The organism is Pseudanabaena sp. 'Roaring Creek' (genome assembly GCF_001402795.1).
GTDB lineage: Bacteria > Cyanobacteriota > Cyanobacteriia > Pseudanabaenales > Pseudanabaenaceae > Pseudanabaena.
The window spans coordinates 1-4185 of the sequence record NZ_LIRE01000148.1; the positions used below are offsets into that span (position 1 = coordinate 1).

4 protein-coding genes are annotated in these 4185 nt (G+C 44.9%); 3 read left to right on the forward strand and 1 reads right to left on the reverse strand.

The genetic code is table 11. The annotated features are described in order from the left end of the window. From AC805_RS26065 to AC805_RS25425, 3 genes are all read left to right on the forward strand, one after another. Positions 1–492: hypothetical protein (locus tag AC805_RS26065; protein ID WP_197278635.1), on the forward strand; the 492-nt coding region annotated here is incomplete at its 5' end. A gap of 210 nt (positions 493–702) precedes the next feature. Then, positions 703–1968: a hypothetical protein gene (locus AC805_RS04665; RefSeq protein ID WP_055074333.1), complete on the forward strand. Its 1266-nt coding sequence runs from the start codon at positions 703–705 to the stop codon at positions 1966–1968. A 20-nt stretch (positions 1969–1988) separates the two neighbouring features. Next, positions 1989–2150, forward strand: a complete 162-nt coding sequence (locus AC805_RS25425; RefSeq protein WP_156341301.1) for a hypothetical protein — start codon at positions 1989–1991, stop codon at positions 2148–2150. Positions 2151–2301: 151 nt separating this feature from the next. Here the strand turns inward: AC805_RS25425 and AC805_RS04670 are convergent, their stop codons facing one another. Next, the gene (locus AC805_RS04670) at positions 2302–4038 is read right to left on the reverse strand and encodes an iron uptake porin (RefSeq protein WP_055074334.1); all 1737 of its coding nucleotides are present in this window, start codon (positions 4036–4038) and stop codon (positions 2302–2304) included. Positions 4039–4185: the final 147 nt, after the last annotated feature.

Genomic DNA, 4185 nt, shown 5'->3' on the forward strand with positions numbered 1-4185 from the left:
GCCTTGATTAATTTCATTGATGCCTCGCAGTTTTCTGAGAGCGAGATTGTCGATGTCTACCTTGGCATCTGCGATCGCCTCAAACACATCATCGAACTCAAACCGACGATCGGGTTTAGTATCCCGAAAGTACCTATCTCGATAGAGGAAGATGAACCCCTACCAACCAGAGAAGAGCTACAGGAAAAATCTAAAGCGTGTTTACAAGAATTGCAGAGCGAGGAAGAGATCCTTTTTAAAATTCTTCCTCGTGAAGCCATAATCCTTTGCGGTCTAATCCAGACTGCAATTATGAACGTTGAACTTTCACAGGATATTGAAAGCTTTGGGAGGAAATTTGTAGAGGGATTTTGCGATCGCCATCGGGAAAAATTTCCCGCACTCAGTGACACTATGAAATTGGGCTGGCGGCAAGATCTACAACTTACCCATGACGAATTTGATGAACTCATAGGCTGGCTCGGTAATCAATGGGAGGACGATTTCGCTTAGACAACTCAGCAACGGACGCGGTGAATATCACCGCGTCGCTTGCTGGGTGTGTCCAAAGCACTCGGCATAGAGAGACGGTTTCTAGAAGGAAGAAAGCCTTGCTGCTTCACTTTTTCGCAAACCGACTCTCTATAAACCTACAGAATGAATTAAGCCTGAAGCGCTTCTGGGTGATTCCTAGGTCTAACAAACATAATCACTCGCGACATCATGAATATCATCGGTCTAGACGTTGGCAGAAACAACGTCACGGCTTGCCTGTTGACTGGATACCCAGATCAACCGCTTAAGCATTTCCAGAATATCAAAAAGGACATTATCAAATGTCAGGCTGACCCCACCGGGGTACAGAAATTACTCGATCTAAAACCTGATGCCGTGGTCATGGAACCTACAGGTATTTGGTATAGCAATTTCTGGAAACATCTTGCAGACTTTCACAAAATCCCGATCTATTGGATTGGTCATGGTGACTTAGCTGCACAGCGTGGAGCATATGGTTTCAAGAATAAAACTGACCCAGAAGATGCATTTTGTCTCGCCCTGACCTACTTTGACGATCGCTTTGTCGATGTCCATGGCAACAAGCGATATTTAGAGTTTTCCACAGGTCAAATAACACTTGTGCGCGATTGGTTCTTTGAATGCGAGCAGCTCGATAAACTGCTTAACTCACTAATTAATCAGGCAAGACAACGCCTGACTATGGAATTTCCAGAAATTGCACAGAAAAACTCTAATATTTCTGACAAGCTTGGCTATGCTCCAATGTGGGGATATGTAGCAGGAATTAGGGAATATACAGCCATCAAGAAGCTGCACCAAAACAGCGCCGCACGCGCGATCGGCATTGAGATTAGTGAATACACCAAGGAACACGCTAAGAAAATCTGCGAACTTCAAAAACAGCTAGACAAAAAAGAGCGTGACCTTACTCTACTCATGCAATCCGATGAGTTTGCACCATACCTCAAAGTTTTTAAAAAATTCGGCTTTGGCATTCGTAACCAAGCTTTACTACTTTGCCAGTGCTACCCATTTGATCGCTTTCTGCTCGACGGCAAGCCGTGGGTCACCTACGACGATGGAATCAACAAACAGGGCATACCCACATCCCAGAAACGCCACCGATCGCTTAGAAGTTTCCAGCTATTTCTAGGACTTGGCTACACTGAAAAGCAATCGGGCGATAAGAAGGTTAAGGCTTTGGGCGGGTCTGACGTGACGAGAGCTAGCCTCTATGCTTGGACATTGACCAGCGTCCTACCCGATCGCCGCTCTTCTAGTTGGCTAGGCAAACAACTAAATGAGATTCGTGCCGATGGTTGGACGCTCAAAGGTTTGAAAGAAAGTAAGATTTCTGGAAAACAGAAGATCATCAGAATCTTGTTCAAAGTAACCCGAATGCTTTTCTATGAGCTTTACAGGGAATTAAATCAACCATCCCTACAACCTGAACAACCTAAACAGGACTAACAGCTAGCTAAATCAACCATTTGAACGGGCTTAAAAGAATAGCGATCGCTAAAAATGCGATCGCTTTTTTCATTGCTGATTTGACCGTAGGGCAATATCTGCTAAGTGCGATCGCTAAAAATGCGATCGCACTTCAATTTGTCACTCAAATTATTCAAGATATTGGTCTATCAAGCCCATAGAGCATTAAACAAGTAAATCAATGAGCTATTGGGGTTTTGTGCCGATTTTGAACCAACTCGATCCTAAATGCGATCGCTTCGCTGACTCAATCGGTAGCTCCTTGGGAGAAATTCTAGACCCATGAGCTTTTTTTAATCAGAGAAAAAAATACTAGAATGAAAAAGTAGTTCTGATCGTCCCAATAAATAGATTGCCATTATCGGAAACTTGATTAGGGTTAAGGATCCAGATAAATCCTGGGGTTATGGACAGATTGTTAGTGACTTGATATTTGTAAAAAGCTTCAAGATGCCAGACCTCACTATTAGACAGAGGCAAGGAATTGCCAGCATAGGTTCTTATACCTCTGAGGGTTGGTTCCACACCCGCCACAATTCCTAATAAATTTCCTTCTTTCCCAAGATTGGGGAAAGCGAAAGAAATGGCATAGTTCCAAATATCGGCATCTCCTAAGCTAAATAATCTTGCTGAGGTATAGCCAGCCCAGCCCCCGACCACAAAATTGGGACTGAAGCGATAGGAAATCTGTGCGCCGTAGGAATTACTCGAAACGGGAGTACTAGGAATGGTACTAGTCGCATCGGTGGGGATCAATCTCGCCCCTGCGATTAAATTTCCTAAAAAGCTGCCTGTGGCCTGACCCGCACCACCATAGCGAAATCCTGACTGACCCGCACTTGTGCCATTGTAGGCAAGTACATAGGTAAGTCCCGCTTTAAATTGCTCGGATGGCTGGAATACTAACTGTGCGAGAGCGGAATAATTGCCACCCGTTAATCCACTCCCCGTTGTGCCCGTGGGTAAATTAGCAGTATTTGCCAAATACCCAAGATCGAGTTTGAAAGCATCGCTGATTTTGTAATTTAGTCCAATTCCCGCACCATTACCATTGATGCCATAGATGGAATTGCGTTCGCCAAATCGAGACAAAGCACCATTTCCTCCGCCTTGGGCATCGAGATAGGGATTGATCGTATCCGCATAGTAAAAATGATTGCCGCCATTGGCAAATACGGTGACCCTCATGCGATCGCCTAGGGAAAAGCTGTAGTCTAAAGCTTCGAGGAAAATTGAATTGTTATTAGTGGCTAAGGTCGAGTCATCAAAGCCCAAGCGTCCATCGTTACTAGCCAAGAGACTTGCAGGCGCAACTGCATTAGAAGTGGTTAATAAAGGTTGAGCATTTCCCATCTGCAACCTCGTTCGCAGGCGATCGCTTCCCGTAAAACTAGTCAAAAAGTTCAAACGGACGCGGTTTTGAAAAACGATATTTTGCTTAGTAGGCGCAGTTCCTCCAAAGGGGCTAGCGATGGAGTCTCGTCCCGTAGAAACGCCGCTTACCGCCAAGATAGCCTCGCCCGAAAGCTTGGTAGTAGTGGAAAATTGTTGGGCTTCGAGTTTAGTGGTTTTCGCCTCTAAGCTATCAACTCGACCGCGCAGTGTTGACAGTTCGGCAGCAAATTCCTCTTGCAGCTTTTGGAGGGTTGCTAAGTCCTGTTTGCTAACTTTATCAGCTAATCCTGCGGCAATAATTTCATTAATTTTGTCCAAGCAAGCATTGAGCCCAGCCGCAAACTCGTAGCGACTGAGGGCTTGCTTTCCGCGAAAGCTGCGATCGCTATAGCCAGCAATACAGCCATAGCGCTCCACTAGGGATTGTAAAGCCGTGAAAGCCCAGTCTGTAGGACGTACATCGCTTAGCTGCGATATCGCATTAACTTGAGCGAGCTCATTACTCTGGAGTTCTTGAGATTTTACGAGAGAGTCATTTTGCATGGTATCGAGTAGCTGCTGCGCATCTTTGCTCTCTGCCATAACAGGCATCGCGATCGCTAGACTCAATACCGAAACACCGCAAACCTTGAGACAAAAATTATTAAGCGACATTTTTGATTGAAGTCCCTAAACCTAAACTGATAAATACTGAAAATAGAAAATAAGTACCTCAGCATAATTAAAATACAGATCTAAAACCTGCGGAGCACGCTGCGCGTGCTCCGCAGGTTTTAGGGTTTTATATTTAATTAAGCCCAC